This window comes from Salinarimonas sp., assembly GCF_040111675.1.
Classification (GTDB): Bacteria; Pseudomonadota; Alphaproteobacteria; order Rhizobiales; family Beijerinckiaceae; genus Salinarimonas.
In genome coordinates this window covers 1,907,354-1,926,414 of the sequence record NZ_CP157794.1, presented here as the reverse complement: position 1 = coordinate 1,926,414, position 19,061 = coordinate 1,907,354, and the positions used below count along the sequence as shown (strand labels likewise).

The window sequence follows — 19,061 nt, the reverse complement described above, 5'->3', positions numbered from 1 at the left end:
GACCTGCCGCATTTTTATGCGCGGACGACTTGTCGCATGCGTGTGTCAAGCTATAGTGACACTGGAGCGACATCCCCCGCGCTCCCTCCCCCGGTCCTGAAGGAGGCCGCCATGCCGAGCCGCCCCGACACCCCCCTCCTCGACACGATCCGCGACGCCGCCGACCTGCGCGGGCTCAGCGACCCCCAGCTGCGGCAGGTGGCGGACGAGCTGCGGGCGGAGACGATCGACGCGGTCTCGGTGACGGGCGGGCATCTCGGCGCGGGGCTCGGCGTCGTGGAGCTGACGGTGGCGCTGCATTCGGTCTTCGACACGCCCTCCGACCGGGTGATCTGGGACGTCGGGCACCAGGCCTATCCGCACAAGATCCTGACGGGGCGGCGCGAGCGCATCCGCACGCTGCGCCAGGGCGGCGGGCTCTCGGGCTTCACCAAGCGCGCGGAGAGCCCCTACGACCCCTTCGGCGCGGCCCATTCCTCCACCTCGATCTCGGCGGGGCTCGGCATGGCGGTGGCCCGCGACCTCGCGGGCGCGAGGAACAACGTGGTGGCCGTGATCGGCGACGGGGCGATGTCGGCGGGCATGGCCTACGAGGCCATGAACAATGCCGGCGCGATGCATTCGCGCCTCGTCGTCATCCTCAACGACAACGACATGTCGATCGCGCCCCCCGTCGGCGCCATGTCGGCCTATCTCGCCCGGCTCGTCTCCGGCAAGACCTACCGGGGCTTGCGCGAGACGGCGAAGCAGCTGACGAGGCGCCTGCCCAAGGGCCTCTCGCAGAAGGCCGCGCGGGCGGAGGAATACGCGCGGGGCTTCTGGACCGGCGGGACCATGTTCGAGGAGATGGGCTTCTACTACGTGGGCCCGATCGACGGGCACAATCTCGACCATCTCCTGCCCGTGCTGCGCAATGTGCGCGACACGGAGGGCGGGCCCGTCCTCGTCCACGTCGTCACCCAGAAGGGCAAGGGCTACGCCCCGGCGGAGGCCTCCTCCGACAAGTATCACGGCGTCGTCACCTTCGACGTGGTGACGGGCGCGCAAGCCAAGCCCAAGGCTAACGCCCCGGCCTATACCAAGGTCTTCGGGCAGTCGCTGATCAAGGAAGCGGAGGCCGACGACAAGATCGTCGCCATCACCGCGGCGATGCCGTCGGGCACCGGCATCGACCTGTTCGGCAAAGCCTTTCCGACCCGCACCTTCGACGTCGGCATCGCCGAGCAGCACGCGGTCACCTTCGCGGCGGGCATGGCCACCGAGGGCTACAAGCCCTTCTGCGCGATCTATTCCACCTTCCTCCAGCGCGCCTACGACCAGATCGTCCACGACGTCGCGATCCAGAACCTGCCCGTGCGCTTCGCCATGGACCGGGCCGGGCTGGTCGGCGCCGACGGGCCGACGCATGCCGGCTCCTTCGACGTCGCCTATCTCGGCTGCCTGCCGAACTTCACGCTGATGGCCGCCGCCGACGAGGCCGAGCTCGTCCACATGGTCGCGACCGCGGCGGCGCACGATGCGGGCCCGATCGCCCTGCGCTATCCCCGCGGCGAGGGGGTCGGCGTCGACATGCCCGAGCGCGGCGTGCCGCTTCCCATCGGCAAGGGCCGGGTGGTCAAGGAGGGCACGCGCGTCGCGATCCTGTCCTACGGCACCCGCCTCGCGGAGGCGCTCCAGGCGGCCGAGGAGCTCGACGCGCGCGGGCTCTCCACCACGGTGGCGGACGCGCGCTTCGCCAAGCCGCTCGACGTCGAGCTCGTCGCCCGCCTCGCCCGCGAGCACGAGGTGCTGATCACGGTGGAGGAGGGCTCGATCGGCGGCTTCGGCTCCTTCGTGCTGCACGCGCTCGCCGAGGCCGGCCTCCTCGACCGCGGGCTGAAGGTCCGCCCGATGGTGCTGCCCGACCTGTTCATCGACCAGGACAAGCCCGCCAAGATGTACGCCAAGGCCGGCCTCGACGCCGCCGGCATCGTCGCCAAGGCGTTCGAGGCGCTGGGCGGCGCGGAGCCGGTGAAGGCGCGAGCCTGATCGGGCGGGGGGCGCGCGCCCGGCGGGCCTCGCGCGCCCGGCACAGGGGAATCGCCTCAGGTTAACGGCGGGGCCTGACGAACCATCGCCTCCATGTAATCCTCGTCGATGGCGGCGACCTTCTTGCGGACCTTGAGTGAGTGCTTGTCCTTCGGGTTCCGGAGCATGATCATGGCCATGTGCTTGACGATGGCCATGTTTTGGGGGCCGTGGCCGGTCCTCAGCCGTGCGAGGTCGTCATGGAAGACGACGTCGAGGACCCAGTGGAGGCGGTTCTCGATGCCCCAGTGCGCGCGCACGGCGGCGGCGAAGGTCTTGGCGTCGAGGAGGGCGGAGGAGAGATAGTAGCGCCGCTCGACGCGGGTCTTCCCTGCCTGCTCGACACGGCTCTCGACCATGGCGATGGCGGCGAGATCGGGGAAGCGCGGCTCGTCCGCGTAGCGGCGGTCGGAGAACAGCCAGTCGACCTCGCGGCAGACGCTGTGGCGGCGCTCCTCGATCCGCCCGTGATCCCCGTCGACGGTGACGTGGCGATCGACGGCGATCTCCGGCGGCGGATCGGCGAAGAAGGCCTCGACGTCGCCGTGCAGAACGGGCCTATTGGCCTTGAGCGCGAGCAGGTAGTCGCCGCCGCGCCCCACGATGATCTCGGCGATCGCGTCCTGCGTGCCCATGGCGTCGATGGTGACGAGCGCTCCCGTGAGCTCGAGCCGCTGGAGCAGCAGCGGGATCGCCACGATCTCGTTGGACTTGTCCGCGACCGCCTCCTGGCCGAGCACCAGGCGTTGGCGCGTCGCCCAGGCCGAGACGAGGTGCAGCGGCTCGCGGCCCTTGGACCGCGCATGCGTGCGCCGCGAGGTCTTGCCGTCGATGGCGATGACCTCCTTCTCCTCGTCGCGCAGCGTGTCGACCCACTCCAGGAAGCAGGCCTTGAACAGCTCCGGGTCGAGCGCATTGACGACGTCGTTGAGCGTGTCGTGCGAGGGGATGCCGCGCTCGAACGGCAGGAAACGGCGCAGAAAATCGAGCCGGAGCTTCCCCCAAGCCCGGATCTCGACGAAATCGTCCATCCCCGCGATGGTGCCGCACAGGACCAGGAGCAGGATCTCCCGAAACGGATAGGCCACCTTCCAGGACTGGCGCGGGTCCTTCAGCGCCGAAAAGTGGTCGAGCAGTGAGCGGGAGGACGACGGGGTGGACATGGCTGGCTCCGAATCGAAGGAGCCCTCTAGGAATCACGCCACGTCAAGAGATGCACGCCCGTTAACCTGAAGCGATTGCCCTGGCCCGGCACATTTCCCGTTGACCCCGCACGCGCCTTCCCCTAACGTCCCCGCGCACGAAACGCGACGAGATCCGCACCCCATGCGCAAGATCATTCTCGTAATTGGAGCGCCATCGACGGAGCGGGGCTGACCCCCGCACGATCCGGCGATGGCGCACGAGGGCCCCCCGACGGGCCCTTTTTTATTGCCTTCAAGACACCGAGCCCCCACACCACGCAGACCACGACACGAAGGACGAGTGCGATGAGCGAGATGATGACCGGCGCCGAGATGGTCGTCCGCGCCCTGCAGGATCAGGGCGTCGAGCATGTCTTCGGCTATCCCGGCGGCGCAGTGCTGCCGATCTACGACGCGCTCTTCCACCAGGAGACGATCCAGCACGTGCTCGTGCGCCACGAGCAGGGCGCGGTGCACTCCGCCGAGGGCTACGCGCGCTCGTCCGGCAAGGTCGGCGTCGTGCTCGTCACCTCCGGCCCGGGCGCGACGAACGCGGTCACCGGCCTCACCGATGCGCTGATGGATTCCGTCCCCCTCGTGTGCATCACCGGCCAGGTGCCGACGCATCTGATCGGCTCGGACGCGTTCCAGGAATGCGATACGGTGGGCATCACCCGCCATTGCACCAAGCACAATTACCTCGTGAAGGACATCGCCGACCTGCCGCGCATCCTGCACGAGGCCTTCTACGTCGCCGCCAACGGCCGTCCGGGCCCCGTCGTCATCGACCTGCCCAAGGACATCCAGTTCAAGACGGGTCTGTACGCCCGCCCGCGCGACAACCAGCACAAGACCTACCGTCCCAAGGTCAAGGGCGACATGGACAAGATCCGTCAGGCGATCGAGCTGATGGCGGCCGCCAAGAAGCCCGTCTTCTACACCGGCGGCGGCATCGTCAACGCCGGGCCGCACGCGGCGGAGCTCCTGCGCGAGCTCGTCCGGCTGACCGGCTTCCCCATCACCTCGACCCTGATGGGTCTCGGCGCCTACCCGGCCTCGGACGACCAGTTTCTCGGCATGCTCGGCATGCACGGCACCTACGAGGCGAACCTCGCCATGCACGGCTGCGACCTGATGATCAACATCGGGGCGCGCTTCGACGACCGCATCACCGGGCGCCTCGACGCCTTCTCGCCGCACTCGCGCAAGATCCACGTCGACATCGATCCGTCCTCCATCAACAAGAACGTCAAGGTCGATCTCGGCATCGTCGGCGATTGCGGCCACGTGCTCGAGGACATGGTGCGCCTGTGGCGCTCGATGTCGCCCGTGGTCGACAAGGACGCGCTGGGCTCCTGGTGGGGCCAGATCGGCGAGTGGCGCGCGCGCAAGTGCCTGGCGTTCCGCAATTCCGACAGCGTCATCAAGCCGCAATACGCCGTCCAGCGCCTCTACGAGGCGACCAAGGCGACGGGGCGCGACACCTTCGTCACCACCGAGGTCGGCCAGCACCAGATGTGGGCGGCGCAGTATTTCGGCTTCGACGCGCCCAACCGCTGGATGACTTCCGGCGGGCTCGGCACCATGGGCTACGGCCTGCCGGCCGCCATCGGCACGCAGCTCGCCAACCCGCACGGGCTCGTGGTCGACATCGCCGGCGAGGCCTCGATCCTGATGAACATCCAGGAGATGTCGACCGCCGTGCAATATCGCCTGCCGGTGAAGATCTTCATCCTCAACAACGAGTACATGGGCATGGTGCGCCAGTGGCAGGAGCTGCTGCACGGCGGTCGCTACTCGCAATCCTATTCGGAGTCCCTGCCCGACTTCGTCAAGCTCGCCGAGGCCTACGGGGCGGTGGGCATGCGCTGCGACGATCCGGCGAAGCTGGACGGGGCGATCGAGGAGATGCTGGCCGTCGACCGCCCGGTGATCTTCGACTGTCTCGTCGACAAGGCCGAGAACTGCTTCCCGATGATCCCCTCGGGCAAGGCGCACAACGAGATGCTGCTCAACGACTATCTCGGCGAGACCGGGGCGGACATCGGCTCGGTGATCGACGAGAAGGGCAAGATGCTGGTGTGACGAGCCCCGCAGGAAGCGGTTGAACGGCAACCCACAGGAGGGGATGATGGGAAGGCGCTATTTCGGCGCCGTCCCCTGCGAGGTTCGCCCCGCACCTGCGGCCCAGTCCCACCGAGGCACCCATGAAACTCCTCATCGGCAACAAGCTCTACTCGTCCTGGTCCCTGCGGCCCTGGATCCTGATGCGCCATCTCGGCCTCGCCTTCGAGGAGGTGCTGATCCCGCTCGACCTCCCGGACACGAAGGCGCGCATCCTCGCGCATTCCCCCGCCGGCAAGGTCCCCGTCCTCGTCGACGGCGCCGCGACCGTCTGGGAATCGCTCGCCATCATCGACCATCTCGCGGATCTCTATCCCGAGGCGCCGATCTGGCCGCGGGAGGACGCGGCCCGCGCCTATGCGCGGTCGATCGCAGCGGAGATGCACGCCGGCTTCCAGCCGCTGCGCGCGGGCCTTCCCATGAACCTCGGCAAGGGCTACGCGCACAAGGACCGCGGCGCGGCGGTCGCGGCGGACGTCGCGCGCGTCGTCGCCATCTGGCGCGAGGCGCGCTCGCGCTTCGGGGCGGGCGGACCGTTCCTGTTCGGCGCGGACTTCGGCGCGGCCGACGCGATGTACGCGCCCGTGGTCACCCGGCTCGACACCTATTCCTGGCCGGTCGATCCCGACACCCGCGCCTACATGGACGCCATCCTGGCCCTTCCGGCCTTCGTCGCCTGGCGCGAGGCGGCGCTCGACGAGGAATGGGTGGTCCCGGGCGACGAGCTGGACGAGGAGCCGATCGCGGTCTATCGCAGGCGCGGCGCCTGACAGGAACGGACGAGATGAACCAGACCCATTACCCGGATTCCACCGTCGTCGAGGCCGTGAACCGGCACACGCTCGCGGTCATCGTCGACAACGAGCCGGGCGTGCTCGCGCGCATCGCCGGCCTCTTCTCCGGCCGCGGCTACAACATCGAGAGCCTCACCGTCTCGGAGACGCAGCACGAGACCCACGTCTCGCGGATCACCATCGTCACCGCCGGCACGGCGGGGGTGATCGAGCAGATCAAGGCGCAGCTCGAGCGGCTCGTCCCGGTCCACCGCGTCGACGACCTCACCGTGCGCGGCGAGGCCCTCGAGCGCGAGCTGTGCCTCGTCAAGGTGGTCGGCGAGGGCGAGCACCGGGTCGAGGCCCTGCGCCTCGCCTCCGCCTTCGGCGCGCGCACGCTCGACGCGACGCTCACCTCCTTCGTCTTCGAGCTCACCGGCGCCTCCGAGGACATCGAGCGCTTCGTCAAGCTGATGGCGGGCGTGGGGCTGGTCGAGGTGGCGCGCACGGGCATCGCCGCGATGAGCCGCGGGGCCGAATCGATCGACGCGTGACCCCGGTCACGGTCCGGGCGGCTCTCCCGCCAGCGCGAGGAGCCGCGCCGGGTTCTCCACCACGACATGCGCCGGGCCGAGCAGCCTGATCACCTTCTGCGCGCGCAGCTTGGTCATCGACCGGCAGACCGTCTCGACGGTGAGACCGAGATGATCGGCGATGTCCGCGCGGGGCATGGGCAAGGTCAGCTCCAGCCCAGCGCGCGGCTCCCCGACGAGGCGGCGCGCCATGGCGAGGAGAAAGCGGGCGAGCCGCTCGTCGGCGCATTGGTGGAGCAGGATCAGGAGCTGCTCCTGAGCGGCGCAGATCTCGTCGCGCATGCGATCGACGAAGGCGGGCCTCAGCTCCGGCAAGCGCTGCACCATCCCCTGCAGCGCGGCGCGGGGCGCCCGGCGGACCGCCGTCTCGGTCACCGCCTCGGCGGTGAACAGATAGGTGTCCGAGAAGCACAGCCCGAGCACGTCGCCGGGTCCGAGGAACCCCGCGACCGCGCGGCGACCGTCGAAGAGGATGCGCTGGACGCGCACCATTCCGCGCACGACCTGCAAGAGATCGCGGGCCGGGTCGCCTTCCCAGAACAGCGCGCGGCCCGGCGGCGCCAGCTCCAGCGGGCGACCGTCGAACAACGACTCGACGCTCGGCTCGGGGGGTTCCGGAGACGTCGCGAGATGAGCGGACTTGAGGACGTACATCGCCACGCTCCGCTGATCCTGCCTCATGCGCCAAAACGCATGTGATCGGCGTGCGTTCTCCTGGATCACGCAAATAAACGGTGCTCTGCGCCAGGGCGGAACGCGCGCACCGCATCGGCCCGACGGCCACGTTGACGAAAGTCAGGGCCGGCGCCCCCGACGGGACTTTTCCTCGTCGCGACCGGTCTTCCGGAGGCCCGCGATGAGGACGCGTTCGCGCGCCGCGCCCGGGACGCCCTACGCCGTCGGTCCGCTCGACGCACAGGCCGTCGAGCGCGCCTTCGCGCTCGTTCGTCCCGCGACGACGCATCTCGATCTCGAGCGCTGGCGCGCGTTCTGCGCGCGCCGCGATCCTGCCGGACGGGACATGCGGCTCCTCTGCGCCCGCGACGAGTCGCGAACCGTCCGCGGGCTGAGCGGCGCCCGCGCGCTGGTGCACAGGCGACGGGGGCCGATCCTGTCCTGCTCGCTCCTCGTCGTGGCGAGCCCGCTCGACCCGACGGGCGTGGCCGAGGCGCTGGTGAACGCGCTCCTGGCGGCGGCGCGCCGCCAGGCCCATGCGGGTCTCCTCGTCACGACCCGCCTCGTCGAGCCGGCGGTGGCCGGGGCCATCGCCTCGCGTGGCGAGGCCGATGGCGACGGCGCCGTCTTCCTCGCCGCGCACCCCCCCGATCCGCCGCCTCGCTGAGAAAAGTCAATCCGCCGGAGCCGGGCCTGCCTCAGGCTCCCCGCCAGACCCGCCGCCGAGAGAATAAGCCGAGGGGACGCCCGATGGACCGGATACTCGTCGCGACCGACGGGTCGGATCATGCCGACCGCGCCGTCGATCTGGCCGGCGCGCTCGCCGGCCGGTTCGGGGCCGAGCTGATCGTGCTGCACGTGGTCCCGCGCACCGCGCTGACGCCGGGCGAGCGCGAGCTGATCGAGACCGAGTACGCGCACGAGCTCGCCAGCCGCATGCATCGGCGCGACCCGACCCTCGATCCGCGCCTCACACCGGCGAGCTTCCTCGATCGCGAGGCGGACATCACCGAGGACCTGCGCGGCATCGTCGGCGCGCGCCTGATCGAGGCGGCCGAGGAGCGCGCCGGCAAGGCCGGCGCGACCCGCGTGCGCGGGCTGATCGCGCACGGCGATCCCGCCCGGATCATCCTGCAGACGGCGGAGGGCGAGCAGGCCGACGCGATCGTCGTGGGCAGCCGCGGGCTCGGCGACTGGCGGGCGCTCCTCCTCGGCAGCGTCTCGCACAAGGTCGCCCAGCTCGCGAGCGCCTCCGTGATCACCGTGCGCTGAGATCCTGGAGGGTGCGCGTGACGCATTTCGCGCAGACGCCTGCGCCGCTGCGGCGGCTGTTCGAGCGGCTCGATTTCGCGCCGCGGCCGAGCGCGGCGGCGCTCGCCGATCTGCTGGCCCGCTGGGAGGCGGCGCGCGGCGCATCCCTCTGCCCCGCCGCTGCTTCCCTGGAGATGCCGGAGGGCGAAGCGAGCGCGATCCTGCGCCCTTCCCCCGACGCCCACGACTACGTGGTCGCCGCGGGCGCGCCGGCGCTCGCGCCGCTGCTCGGCCGGCTCGCGCCCGGGGCCCGGCTCGGCGAGGCGCCGCAGCGACGCGACGCGGTGCGGCTGCGCCGGCTGCTCGACGAGACGATCCGCGCCGGCGAGCCGGTTCTCGCCGCCTTCACCGAGGCGGTGGCCGGCGCGCAGGCCGCGCATGTGGAGATCCTCGCCGCGCCCCTGTCGGAGGGCGGCGGGAGGGTCGACGCCGTCCTCGTCGGCCTCGACCGACGCGCCCCGGCGGGCGCGGTGCGCGCCCGTCCGGCGCCGGCGATCGCCCGCGGGGAGCACGCGCCGCCGCTCCTCTTCGCCGTCGGCGCGAGCGCCGATCTCGGCGCGCGGATCGCCGCGCGGCTCGGGCTGTCGCGCGCCGTCCACGAGGAGCGCGTCTTCGTGGACGGCGAGCGCAAGCTGCGTCCCCTCGTCGATTGCCGCGCCCGCGACGTGGTCGTGATCGACGCCCTCGCCGCGCAGGCGGACGCCCGCCCGGACGAGGCGCTGATGCGCCACCTGATCCTGGTCGACGCCCTGCGCGGGGCCGGCGCGCGGCGGATCACGTCGTGCCTCGCCTATCTCTGCTACGCCCGCAAGGAGCGGCGCACGCAGGCGAACGACCCGGTCTCGAGCCGCCTCGTGGCGCGGCTGATCGAGGCGGCGGGCGTCGACCGCATCGCCGTCCTGGAGCCGCACGTCCCCGCCGCCTTCGAGAACGCCTTGCGCATCGAGACGCGGATCCTCGATCCGGACCCGCTGCTGGCGGAGCGCGTCGCGGCCCGGATCGGCGACGCGCCGATCGCGGTGGTCTCGCCCGATCTCGGCGGGGCGAAGCGGGCGGAGGCGTTCCGCCGGCGGCTCGAGGCGCGGCTCGGGCGGCCGGTGGCGAAGGGATTTCTCGAGAAGGGGCGATCCGCCGGCGAGATTACCGGGGACCTCTTCGCCGGCGACGTCGACGGGCGCGTGGCGATCGTGCGCGACGACCTGATCGCCGGCGGCGGCACCGCGGCGCGCGCGGCGGCGATGTGCGCCGAGCGCGGCGCGCGGGAGGTGATCGTGTGCGCGACGCACGGCCTGTTCTCCGGCGGCGCGCCGGGGCTGTGGGACGCGCCGGCGCTCGCGCGGGTGATCGTGACGGAGAGCGTGCCGCGCCCGCCGCTCGACGACGCCGCCGTCGCAGGCCGCCTCGAGATCGCGCCGCTCGACGGCCTCCTCGCCGAGGCGATCGTGGCGCTCCACCCGGCGGCCGGCCTCCACGCGCGGAGCGCATGATGAAGATGGACGACCCGACGGGGCTCGCGCTCTTCACGGACCTCTACGAGCTGACCATGCTGCGCGCCTATTGGGCGAGCGGCATGGAAGAGGAGGCGACCTTCAGCCTGTTCGTGCGCTCGCTGCCGACGGGGCGTGGCCATCTCCTCGCCTGCGGCCTCGACGACGCGCTCGCGGCGATCGAGCGCCTCGCCTTCACCCATGCCGACTGCACCTGGCTCGCCGAGCACGGCTTCCCGGCGCCGTTCCTGAAGCGGCTGGGTCGCCTGCGCTTCTCGGGGCGCGTGCGCGCCGTGCCGGAGGGCACGCCCGTCTTCCCCGACGAGCCGATCCTGGAGGTGACGGCGCCGATCGGCGAGGCGCAGCTGCTCGAGACGCTCCTCGTCAACCAGATCGGCCTGCAGACGCTGCTCGCGACCAAGGCGGCGCGGGTGGTGCGCGCGGCGCGCGGCCGGCCGGTGGTGGATTTCGGCGGCCGGCGCGCGCAGGGCGTCGACGCCGCGCTGAAGGGCGCGCGGGCCTTCGCCGTCGCCGGGGTCTCCGCCACCTCGAACGCGCTGGCCGGGCGGCGCTACGGCCTGCCCGTGGCCGGAACCGTGGCGCACTCCTTCGTCGAGGCCTGCCCGTCGGAGCGCGAGGCCTTCCGGCGCTTCGCCGAGGTCTTCCCCGAGGCGACGCTTCTCGTCGACACCTACGACACGCTCGACGCCGTGCGCGCGGTGGCCGCCCTGGCGCACGGGATCGGGCCCTCCTTTCGGCCCAGCGGCGTGCGGCTCGATTCCGGCGATCTGCTCCGCCTGTCGCGGGGGGCGCGGCGCATCCTCGACGAGGCGGGGCTGTCCGAGATCCGCATCTTCGCCTCGGGCGGGCTCGACGAGCGGGAGATCGACCGGCTGGTGCGCGCCGGCGCGCCAATCGACTCCTTCGGGGTCGGCACCGACATGAGCGTCTCCGGCGACGCGCCGGCGCTCGACATCGCCTACAAGCTCGTCTCCTACGCGGGGGCGGGCCGGATGAAGCTCTCGGAGGGCAAGCGCACGCTGCCGGGGCCGAAGCAGGTCTTCCGGGAGATGTCCGGCGGGCGCGCGATCCGCGACGTGATCGCCCGCGCCGACGAGACGCGTCCCGGCCGCGCGCTGCTCGAGCCGGTGATGGAGCGCGGCCGACGCCTGCCCTCGGCGATGCGCACCATCCCGGAGATCCGCCGCTTTGCCGCCGCGCGGCAGGAGGAATTGCCGGAGCGGCTGCTCGCCCTCGACCCCGGCGCGCCGCCCTATCCCGTGTCGCTGAGCCCCTATCTCGCGGAGGACGAGCGGCGGCTGCGTGAGCGGCTGATGGCTCAGGTGTCGGCCAGCGCCTCCTCGGCGATGGAGAGGTAGGTTCGCGTCAGCGGCCGCCAGGCGCGGGCGCGGCGCTTGCGGCGGGGCAGGAGATGCGCGAGGCATTGGCGTGCGCGCAGAAGCGCCCGCGCCGCCGTGTAGAGCGCGACGAGCCGCGGCGGCGCGTCGTCCCCGAGCCGTTCCGCCACGGCCGCCTCCACCGCCGGCCCGACGGCCGGCGCGCCGAGCCGCCGGCATTCGAGGGCGAGATACGCGATCTCGTCCAGAGGATCGACGATGCGAAGCGCGTCCGAGAACTCGAGGCAGTCGAAGATCGCGATCGGGTCGGTCAGGCAGACGTGCTCCGGGCGCAGGTCGCCGTGGCCGTCGACGAGCGCGCCTTCGAGAGCCCGCGCCTCGAGCAGCGGCCGGTCGGCGGCGAGGCGCGCCTCGAAGCGGCCGAGCGCGGCGGCGAAGGGCGCGCGCGCATCGGCGACCACCGGCTCGGCGAGGAGCATGCGCGCCTCCGAGATCTGCCGCGCGAAACGGGCGGGGTAGTGCGCCGGGTCCACCCTCGGACGCTGCGCCCGCGCGTAGAACGCCGCCAGCCGCTCGCCGAGCGTCGCGATCTCGCCTCGCGTGACCCGCCCGGCGCGGATCACCCGGTCGAGCATCCGGTTCGCCGGCAGGCGGCGCATGGCGACGAGCCAGTCGACCGTCTCCCCCTCCCCGCCGATCGCGAGCCCGCCGGGCCCGCGCGTCAGCGGGACTACGCCGAGATAGACGCCCTCCGCGAGGCGCGCGTTGAGCGCGGCCTCGGCCCGGCAATCGGCCTCGCGCTTCTCCAGGGTGGAGAAGTCGAAGACCGAGGAGACGAGCGGCTTCTTGAGCTTGTAGACACGCGGCCCGGCCAGGAAGACGAAGGACAGCGTCGTCTCGATCACGCCCACCCGCGAGGGCCGGTGCGCATAGGCCTCCGGGCGCGCGAGGAAGCGCGCCTTCGCCGAGAGCGGCGGGTCCTCGGCGGCCGCCGCGGGCGCAGGGCGCGGGAGCGAGGCGAAGGGCATGGGGCGGCGCGGTCCGGAACGCGGGAGGGCGGCGCGCCAGCGTGCCGGAGGGCAGCGTCGCGCGGGTTGCGAAATGTCAATCCGGGTCTCGCCGGCGGGCGCATCATGCCCCGCCGCAGCGGATGAGGAAACGCCCATGGACCCGAACCTGCGCGCCGACATTTCCGCCATGCTCGCCGAGGCGAAGGACCTGACCCTCGCGACCCTTCGCCCCGACGGCTGGCCTCAGGCCACCACCGTCGGCTTCGTGCCGGACGGGCTGATGCTGTATTTCGCCTGCTGGGAGAAGGGCCAGAAGGCGCGCAACATCGCGCACGACGAGCGCGTGTCCTTCACCATCGACCTGCCCTACGAGACCTGGCAGCAGATCCGCGGCCTCTCCGGCGCAGGCCGCGCCGAGCGCGTGTCCGACGCGCAGGAGCTGCGCCGGATCGGCGCGGCCATGGCGGAGCGCTTCCCGGAGCTGAACGAGGCGGCGCCCGGCGGGATCGACGCGATGACGGAGACGGCGATGTTCCGCATCCGCCCCGTGGTGCTCTCCGTGCTCGACTATTCCAAGGGCCTCGGCCACACCGAGCTCGTCGGCGACCTCGGCGACGAGGTGCCGCCGGACGTGGTGGAGGAGGCCGACGAGGAGAGCTTCCCGGCGAGCGACCCGCCCTCGTGGACGGGGACGCATCTGCGGTAGGACCGTTCAGCGCGCCGCCCGGCGGCCCTCCATCGGCTGCGCCGCGTACCACGCCGACACGGCGGCGATCTCCGCGTCCGTCAGACGCTCGGCGGCCATGTGCATCACGTGCGCGAAGGCCGTGCCGCCGCGGGCTCCCTCGCGCCAGGCCTCGAGCTGCAGCTTCAGGTATTCCTCGTACTGCCCTGAGACTAAAGGATAATAGGGCGAGCTTTCCGGACCGTGGCAGCTCTCGCAGGCGGGGACGCCGCGCTCGGGCACGCCGATCCGCGCGACCCGCTCCCCGAGCGCGATCTCGCCTTCATCGGGCGCGGGACCGGCCGGCGATCCGGCGGGGAGACCCGCGTAGTAGGCGGCCAGCGCCCGCATCTCGTCGTCCGTGAGCCCCACCGCGATCGGGCGCATGAAGCCGCTCTGGCGCTCGTCCTCGGCATAGGCCCTGAGCGAGGCGTAGAGGTAGGTCTCCTTCTGGCCGGCGAGCCGGGGGAAGGCCCCCTCCCCGCGCCCGCGGCCGTCGGCGCCGTGGCAGCGCGCGCAGCTCTCGGCGACGATCTCGCCGATCGGCGGGTCGACGAGCCGGCGAATGCGTGTCCCGCCGCCCTCCGCCCCCGGCTCGCCGGGCGCGAACGCCGCCTCGGCGACGGGGGCGGCCGCGGCCTCCTCCAGCCCGGCGAGGCGGCTCCATTCGTCGGGCGTCATCCCCGGGAGGCGGCGCAGGAAAGCGACCATGGACCAGACCTCGTCCTCGCGACCGTCGGCGGGCCAGGCGGGCATGGCGGAGAACTTGATGCCGTTCTGCAGGATCCAGAACAGCTCCTCGTCCTCCCAGTCGGGGACGCGGTCCTCGAGCCGCGGCGGCTGCGGCGTCATCCACCGGGCGATGGCGGAGCGCGCCTGCCCCGGCGCGCCATGGCAGGGGGCGCAGCCGCTGGCGAAATGCGGGGCGCCGCGCAGGGCGAGCATCGGATCGGAGACGTCGACGTCCTGCGGCGTCTCGACGAAGACCGCCGCGCGGGTCTCGACGCCCTGGCGCATGGCGAAATGCAGGAACCAGGCGGTGATCTGCCAGTGCCCCGCCCGCGCCGAGATCGGCGCGAGCCCGGCCCAGGCATAGACGAACCCGCCGATCGCGGCGAGGACGAGGAAGGCGCCGATCGTGGTCAGGCGCCGCCGCCAGGAGAGGCGCCTGGCGACCTTGTACGCGCGGAACTTCATGGCCGCGCCTCCTCGCGGAGCAGCGTGGAGAGGAGCGCGAGACCGCCGGCGAGATACACGGTCCCGCCCACCGCCAGCATCATCACGCCGCCGACCTGCTGGTCGAAGAGGCCGAGGCAGGCCTCGTAGAGCGGGCGCGGCGCGAGGGCGAGGAGGACGCCGAGGAGGCCCATATGCATCGAGGTGAGGAGCAGCGCCCCGACGCCGCCGGCCGCCCGCTCGCGCCGGCGCGCGGCGCTCCCGCCGAGCGCCGCGATCCAGACGAGGAGGCCCACCGCGAGGAAGGAGGCCTGCTCGGCGACGAAGATTTCGGGGCGCAGCCGCGCCGCGTCGTGCGCGGCGGGCGCATGCCAGCCCCAGATCACGACGAGCTCGAGGAAGGCCGCCGGCAGCGGCGCGAACAGGAGCGGCGCGCGCGCCGCCGGATCGGTGCGGCTCCCGGCGAGCGCCGCGGCGATCAGCGGGGCCGCCAGCGCGACGACGGCGAGGTGCATCGTCATGTGCGCCCAGAACCGCGTCATGGCGAGCGCCGGCAGCGGGCCGGTCCAGGCGACGGCGAGGACGGCGAGGCCGGCGCCCAGGAGGAGGAGACGCCGCGCATTCATCGGCAGGTCTCCGTGAAGACCACCACCATGCCGACGAAGAGCACCGCGACGAAGCTCAGCGCCGAGAGCAGCAGGGTCGAGAAGCCGAGGAAGCGATGCCGGTCTGCGGGCGTGTCGAAATCGTGCGGCACGGTGGCGTCGCCGTAGGCATGGTGCCGCCAGCCCCAGATCCCGACGATGGTGATGGCGAGGAGCGCGACGCCCGTATAGCCCGCGACCAGCCAGCGCGCGCCGTCGAGCGAGCCCGTGCGCCCGGCGATCTTCGCGCACCAGACCGCGGCGGTGACGTATGAGGCGAGGAAATGCGCCGCCCAGATCGCGGGCGCGGCGGGGATCATGAAGATCGTCTCCCGCCGGGCCTGCAGCTCGTCGGGAACGTCCTCGCGCCGTGCGGCGTCTGCTCTCTCCTCCATGGCGGGCCTCACGAGACGAGCGGGAAGCCGCCGATCGTGGCGACGGTGATCACGACGGTCGCGAGCATGAAGTGCCAGTAGAGCGTCGTGTTGCGGATATCGATGTCGCGCCGTGCGGTGAGCTGCCCGGCGAGCGCGCGGGCGAGGCAGTAGCCGTGGGCGATGAAGCCGACGCCGAGATGCACCCCGGTCCAGAGCACCAGCACCCAGACGGTCGCCGGATAGGCGTGCGCCGTCGGGTCCATGCCCGTGAGGTACGGCCCCGCCGCGAGCGCCGCCGCGCCGGCGGCGCCGAGGGCGAGGCACAGGGCGAGGAGCCCGATCCCGAGCCGCTGGCGGCCGCTGCGGATCGTGCGGTCGGCCGCCATCGTCGCGGCCCAGGCGAGGAACAGGGTCGCGAGCGCGACCGTCGGCCATTCCCAGCCCGGCCCGCGCGCCCCCGGCGGCGGGAACTCGGGATGCACGGTCCAGAAGAAGAAGTAGCCGAAGACGAGCCCGCCGAAGGCCGCCATGTCGCCCAGCATGGTGATGAACATCGCCCACCAGCCCACCGACGCCGGGCCCGACGCGTAGAGCGGCAGGGTCTGGCCGCGCCCGATGCTCTTCGCCTCCTTCTCCGGGTGGACGGCCGTGCCGGTCCAGAGCCAGACCAGGATCGTCGCGACCGAGAGGCCGCCGCTCAGGAGCGCCAGCGCGTAGAGCTTGAACGTGCCCAGGATGAAGAACGCCCCCGCGAAGCCCGCCGCGATCATGGTCAGCCAGGTCGGGCCCGGCACGCGCAGGCACTGGATGGGCCGGGCGTCGATCACGGTGGTGATGATGGTCTCGCGCTTCACCTCCTCCGCGTCGGGCAGGTAGAAGCGGCCGGCGTCGTAATCCTCGACGAAGTTCTCCTGCTGCCAGAGCGGGTAGCGGCTCTGCACCTCGGGGATGGAGCGCGCGCCCCAGGGCGGCGGCGGGATCTTGGTCACCCATTCGAGCGTGCCGGCGTTCCACGGATTGCGCGGCGAGATCGGCTGGTTGCCCTTGGGCCGGATCACGTCCCACAGGAACACGGCGAGGCCGGCGGCGAGCGTGAAGGCGCCGATCGTCGAGAGCAGGTTGAGGAGCTCGAGCCCCATCCCCGGCTCGTAGGTGAAGACGCGGCGCGGCATGCCCCGCAGGCCCGAGATGTGCATCGGCCAGAAGGCGAGGTTGAAGCCGAGGAAGGCGAGCCAGAAGGCGATCTTGCCCAGCGTCGGCGAGAGCGACTTTCCGCCCACCAGCGGGAAGAAGAAGTGGATCGCGCCGAGGATCGGGAACACGACGCCGCCGACGAGCACGTAATGCAGGTGGGCGACGACGAAATAGGTGTCGTGCGCCTGGAAGTCGAAGGGCGCGAGCGCGACCATCACCCCGGTGAGCCCGCCGAGGACGAAGACGGCGAAGGCGCCCGAGACGTAGAGCATGGGCACGTTCGGGGTCGCGCGCCCGACCAGCAACGTCGCGATGAAGCAGAAGATCTGCACGCCTGTGGGGATCGCGACCGCCACCGACGCCGCCGAGAAGAAGCCCAGCGAGACGTTCGGCAGCCCGGTCGTGTACATGTGGTGGACCCACAGGCCGAACGAGATGAAGCCCGTTCCCACCGCCGCGAGCACGATCCAGGAATAGCCGACGAGCGGCCGCTGCGCGAAGGCGGGGATCATCGCCGCGACGAGCGCGATGGCGGGCAGGAAGATGATGTAGACCTCCGGGTGGCCGAAGATCCAGAACAGGTGCTGCCAGAGCAGCGGGTCGCCGCCGCGATCGGGGTCGAAGAAGGGCCAGTCGAAGGCCCGCTGCATCTCGAAGAGCAGGTCCCCCGCGATGAGCGGCGGGAAGGCGAACAGGATCATGCCCGCCACCACGAGCACGTACCAGGCATAGAGCGGCATCAGGTTGATGCGCATGCCGGGCGGGCGGGTCTTCAGCGTGCCGACGATGAGCTCGACCGCCGCCGCGATCGAGGCGATCTCGATGAAGGAGAGGCCGAGCAGCCAGATGTCACTGCCGATCCCCTCTTGGTATTCGGTGGCGAGCGGCGGGTACATGAACCAGCCCCCGCGCGGGGCGGCGTCGAAATAGATCGAGCCCAGGACGAAGACGCCGCCGATCAGGAAGCACCAGAAGCCGAAGGCCGAGAGCCGCGGGAACGGCAGGTCCCGCGCGCCGAGCAGCTGCGGCAGGATCATGATCGAGAAGGCCTCGAAGCTCGGCACCCCGAACAGGAACATCATCGCCGAGCCGTGCAGCGTGAAGAGCTGGTTGTACTGGTCGGCGGTGACGAGGTCGTTCTCCGGCACGGCGAGCTGGGCGCGCATGATCAGCGCGAGCACGCCGGCGAAGAGGAAGAACAGGAAGGCCGAGACCAGGTACCAGAGCCCCACCTCGGTGTTGTTGACCGCCGACCAGTAACGCCAGCCCGTCGGCGTCTCCCAGGCCTTCGAGAGGCGGCGCTCCTGCGCCTCCTCGACGCTTTCGCCGGGGCGCGTCTTCGCCCATTCGAGGAGCTTGTCGCGCCCGCTCATGTCAGGCCGTCCAGGTAGAGGGCGAGCGCGGCGAGGTCGTCCTCCGCCAGCATGCCGAAGGGCGGCATGTTGGCGTCGGGCTTCACCTCGTGGACGTTCGCGATCCAGCGGGCGTAGTCGTCGGGCGTGTTCGGCAGGGCGCCGGCCGCGAGGGTGCGGCGCGAGCCGACATGGGTGAGATCGGGCCCCACCACGCCGTTGGCCTCGGTGCCGCGGATCGCGTGGCAGGCGCCGCAGCCGTACTCGAAGAAAACCGCCCTGCCCCGCTCGGCCGCCGCGCTCGTCGGAGGCTCGGCGGGCGCGGCCTGGCGCGCGAGCCAGGCCTCGTAGTCGGCTGGCTCCTTCACCAGGACGGCGAAGTTCATCAGCGCGTGCGAGGTCCCGCAATATTCCGCGCAGGCCCCGCGGAACACGCCGGTGCGCGTCGGCTCGAGCACGATCACCGTCTCGCGGCCGGGGATCATGTCGGTCTTGCCGGCGAGCGCGGGCACCCAGAACGAGTGGATCACGTCGGGGCTGCGCAGGCGCAGCACGGCGGGGCGGCCGACGGGAAGCGCGAGCTCGTTGGCGACGGGCACGGGGCCGGCCTCGGTCGCGTAGCGCACGCGCCACCACCATTGCAGCCCCTCGACCTCGATCTCGACCGCGCCCTCCGGCAGCGGCGGCTTCACCTGCGGCATCAGCCACAGCGCGTAGGCGAGCACGCCGGCGAGCACCACGGTCGGCACCGCCGCGCCGCCGCCGATGATGAGAAGCCGCGTCTTCGCCTCGTCGTGCGCCCGCGGGCGGTAATAGGCGGCGTAGATCGACAGCCCGATCACCGCGATCCAGACGATCGTGGCCCCGCCGAACAGCCACCAGGACAGCTCCGCGATCCGCGCGGCGCTGCGACCGGCGGGGTTCAGGACGGAGGTCTCGCCGAGAAGCGCGGCGATGGTATCGTCTGGAGGCGAGGCCATGCGGCGCCAGGGACGGTGACGGTTCGGGTTCG

17 protein-coding genes are annotated in these 19,061 nt (G+C 71.8%); 9 read left to right on the top strand and 8 right to left on the bottom strand.

What is annotated here, in order from left to right; all coding sequences use genetic code 11:
* Positions 1-111 precede the first annotated feature (111 nt).
* Complete coding sequence (gene dxs, locus ABL310_RS08980) at positions 112-2,028, top strand: 1-deoxy-D-xylulose-5-phosphate synthase (RefSeq protein ID WP_349371335.1); 1,917 nt, start codon at positions 112-114, stop codon at positions 2,026-2,028.
* Between the two features lie 56 nt (positions 2,029-2,084).
* Here the strand turns inward: dxs and ABL310_RS08975 are convergent, their stop codons facing one another.
* The gene (locus ABL310_RS08975; protein ID WP_349371334.1) at positions 2,085-3,230 is read right to left on the bottom strand and encodes an ISAs1 family transposase; all 1,146 of its coding nucleotides are present in this window, start codon (positions 3,228-3,230) and stop codon (positions 2,085-2,087) included.
* Between the two features lie 327 nt (positions 3,231-3,557).
* Here ABL310_RS08975 and ABL310_RS08970 point away from each other — a divergent pair, with 327 nt between their 5' ends.
* From ABL310_RS08970 to ilvN, 3 genes are all read left to right on the top strand, one after another.
* Positions 3,558-5,336 carry an acetolactate synthase 3 large subunit gene (locus ABL310_RS08970; RefSeq protein WP_349371333.1) on the top strand — a complete coding sequence of 593 codons (1,779 nt, stop codon included), beginning with the start codon at positions 3,558-3,560 and terminating at the stop codon, positions 5,334-5,336.
* 122 nt (positions 5,337-5,458) lie between these two features.
* Entirely contained in the window at positions 5,459-6,145 is a 687-nt protein-coding gene (locus ABL310_RS08965; protein ID WP_349371332.1) for a glutathione S-transferase family protein, read from the top strand.
* 14 nt (positions 6,146-6,159) lie between these two features.
* A complete protein-coding gene (gene ilvN / locus ABL310_RS08960; protein ID WP_349371331.1) occupies positions 6,160-6,702 on the top strand; it encodes an acetolactate synthase small subunit in 543 nt (180 codons plus the stop codon).
* 6 nt (positions 6,703-6,708) lie between these two features.
* On the opposite strand, the gene ABL310_RS08955 is transcribed toward ilvN, so the two are convergent.
* Positions 6,709-7,395, bottom strand: coding sequence for a helix-turn-helix domain-containing protein (locus ABL310_RS08955; RefSeq protein WP_349372026.1), 687 nt, complete (start codon positions 7,393-7,395; stop codon positions 6,709-6,711).
* Between the two features lie 202 nt (positions 7,396-7,597).
* On the opposite strand from ABL310_RS08955, the gene ABL310_RS08950 reads away from it, so the two are divergent.
* From ABL310_RS08950 to ABL310_RS08935, 4 genes are all read left to right on the top strand, one after another.
* Positions 7,598-8,083, top strand: coding sequence for a hypothetical protein (locus ABL310_RS08950; protein ID WP_349371330.1), 486 nt, complete (start codon positions 7,598-7,600; stop codon positions 8,081-8,083).
* An 83-nt stretch (positions 8,084-8,166) separates the two neighbouring features.
* Positions 8,167-8,688, top strand: coding sequence for a universal stress protein (locus ABL310_RS08945; RefSeq protein WP_349371329.1), 522 nt, complete (start codon positions 8,167-8,169; stop codon positions 8,686-8,688).
* A 17-nt stretch (positions 8,689-8,705) separates the two neighbouring features.
* Positions 8,706-10,214 carry a ribose-phosphate diphosphokinase gene (locus ABL310_RS08940; protein WP_349371328.1) on the top strand — a complete coding sequence of 503 codons (1,509 nt, stop codon included), beginning with the start codon at positions 8,706-8,708 and terminating at the stop codon, positions 10,212-10,214.
* Positions 10,215-10,219: 5 nt separating this feature from the next.
* Entirely contained in the window at positions 10,220-11,593 is a 1,374-nt protein-coding gene (locus tag ABL310_RS08935) for a nicotinate phosphoribosyltransferase (protein WP_349371327.1), read from the top strand.
* Here ABL310_RS08935 and ABL310_RS08930 read toward each other — a convergent pair.
* The gene (locus tag ABL310_RS08930) at positions 11,554-12,600 is read right to left on the bottom strand and encodes a hypothetical protein (RefSeq protein WP_349371326.1); all 1,047 of its coding nucleotides are present in this window, start codon (positions 12,598-12,600) and stop codon (positions 11,554-11,556) included. The two genes, ABL310_RS08935 and ABL310_RS08930, sit on opposite strands and share 40 nt — an antisense overlap.
* 136 nt (positions 12,601-12,736) lie before the next feature.
* Here ABL310_RS08930 and ABL310_RS08925 point away from each other — a divergent pair, with 136 nt between their 5' ends.
* Positions 12,737-13,288 (top strand): pyridoxamine 5'-phosphate oxidase family protein, encoded by a 552-nt coding sequence (locus tag ABL310_RS08925; RefSeq protein ID WP_349371325.1) that lies wholly within the window; start codon positions 12,737-12,739, stop codon positions 13,286-13,288.
* A gap of 6 nt (positions 13,289-13,294) precedes the next feature.
* Here ABL310_RS08925 and ABL310_RS08920 read toward each other — a convergent pair whose 3' ends face one another.
* From ABL310_RS08920 to coxB, 5 genes are read right to left on the bottom strand one after another with little or no spacing between them, the layout of a single operon-like run.
* Entirely contained in the window at positions 13,295-14,503 is a 1,209-nt protein-coding gene (locus tag ABL310_RS08920; RefSeq protein ID WP_349371324.1) for a c-type cytochrome, read from the bottom strand.
* Complete coding sequence (locus ABL310_RS08915; protein ID WP_349371323.1) at positions 14,500-15,108, bottom strand: cytochrome c oxidase assembly protein; 609 nt, start codon at positions 15,106-15,108, stop codon at positions 14,500-14,502. Before ABL310_RS08915 ends, ABL310_RS08920 begins: the two co-directional genes overlap by 4 nt.
* Complete coding sequence (locus ABL310_RS08910; RefSeq protein ID WP_349371322.1) at positions 15,105-15,521, bottom strand: hypothetical protein; 417 nt, start codon at positions 15,519-15,521, stop codon at positions 15,105-15,107. Before ABL310_RS08910 ends, ABL310_RS08915 begins: the two co-directional genes overlap by 4 nt.
* An 8-nt stretch (positions 15,522-15,529) precedes the next feature.
* A complete protein-coding gene (gene ctaD, locus ABL310_RS08905) occupies positions 15,530-18,070 on the bottom strand; it encodes a cytochrome c oxidase subunit I (protein ID WP_349371321.1) in 2,541 nt (846 codons plus the stop codon).
* On the bottom strand, positions 18,067-19,029 hold the full coding sequence (coxB, locus tag ABL310_RS08900) for a cytochrome c oxidase subunit II (RefSeq protein ID WP_349371320.1): 963 nt from the start codon (positions 19,027-19,029) through the stop codon (positions 18,067-18,069). The genes ctaD and coxB overlap by 4 nt, the downstream gene beginning before the upstream one ends.
* Between the last annotated feature and the right edge of the window lie 32 nt (positions 19,030-19,061).